Genomic DNA, 1,187 nt, shown 5'->3' with positions numbered 1-1,187 from the left:
AAATGTCGTCGAGTTAAAACCTCAAGTGATTGATGAGTAAGCTACACTTAACTGTGTTACTGACCATTTGTTTCTCATCATTGTAGAAGGCTCAAAAAAATGAACGCGATCTCGTTAGTCCAAGGCGACATCACCACCGCACATGTCGATGCCATCGTAAATGCAGCAAACCCGAGAATGCTTGGCGGAGGTGGCGTCGATGGTGCCATTCATCGCGCAGCAGGGCCTGCGCTTATCAATGCGTGTTATGCCGTTGATGATGTCGACGGTATTCGATGCCCGTTTGGTGACGCACGCATTACTGAGGCTGGCAATTTAAACGCGCGTTACGTCATTCATGCCGTTGGCCCGATTTACGATAAATTCGCCGATCCAAAAGCGGTGTTGGAATCTGCATATCAACGTTCGCTGGATCTCGCGCTCGCCAACCACTGCCAAAGTGTGGCGCTGCCTGCGATTTCTTGCGGAGTGTATGGTTACCCACCTCAAGAAGCAGCAGAAGTCGCGATGGCCGTTTGCCAAAGACCGGAATACGCGGCACTCGACATGCGCTTTTACTTGTTTAGTGAAGAGATGCTTTCGATATGGCAACACGCCCTGACCCAGCACTGAAATCTGTATGACAAGAGACATAAAAAAACCGGACTGCCAATACAGTCCGGTTTGTCTTATTTATCACTGAATTATCGTTCGTTAAGCGCTACGAATGCTAGGGGGGTCATCCAAAGCGCCTAATGTGTGCGATCTAGTTTTTGAAGAATCCGTTGTACATCATGTACAAATGCGCCGCAGACCAAGAGAAGTTCGACGCACCTTGTACCGCGCCCGTCTCTGGGTTGTAGTTTTCACGGATTGGCATGTCACCCGTCATACCTTCTGCGTTGTTAAACAACTCATTTGCCATTGCAATCGCTTCTTCTTTGTAGCCGTAGTTTTCCATCGCACGGAAGCCAAAGTACACTTGGTCTAGCCACACACGACCACGCCAGTACACATCTTTACCGTAAGCAGGGTTGGTTTGCGACGCGGTCGGCAAAGGCACACCCGTTCCTTGGAATTTATCTGGCGTGTTGAACTCGTCTTGATCACGCATCACCGCGATCACTTTATCGGCATGCTCTTGCGTTGCTGCACCATTAAACAGCGGCGACCAACCTTCAGGGCCACGTCCACGCTCTACAATCGGC

The 1,187-nt window shown here is 50.0% G+C and carries 2 protein-coding genes; one reads left to right on the top strand and one right to left on the bottom strand.

The window, feature by feature from the left end:
• Positions 1-99 precede the first annotated feature (99 nt).
• On the top strand, positions 100-612 hold the full coding sequence (locus R7127_RS26545; RefSeq protein WP_005391939.1) for an O-acetyl-ADP-ribose deacetylase: 513 nt from the start codon (positions 100-102) through the stop codon (positions 610-612).
• 133 nt (positions 613-745) lie between these two features.
• On the opposite strand, the gene R7127_RS26540 is transcribed toward R7127_RS26545, so the two are convergent.
• Positions 746-1,187, bottom strand: a 442-nt coding sequence (locus R7127_RS26540) for an MGH1-like glycoside hydrolase domain-containing protein (RefSeq protein ID WP_411977881.1), incomplete at its 5' end; no start/stop codon positions are given.

It is taken from the genome of Vibrio sp. 1159 (assembly GCF_033340395.1).
Classification (GTDB): domain Bacteria; phylum Pseudomonadota; class Gammaproteobacteria; order Enterobacterales; family Vibrionaceae; genus Vibrio; species Vibrio alginolyticus.
The sequence above is the reverse complement of the archived record's forward strand: the minus strand, read 5'-3'. Positions and strand labels throughout refer to the sequence as shown.

Bases quoted from the DNA above. Each gene is read 5' to 3' on its own strand.
- R7127_RS26545 (WP_005391939.1), top strand. From the start codon at position 100: ATGAACGCGATCTCGTTAGTCCAAGGCGACATCACCACCGCACATGTC.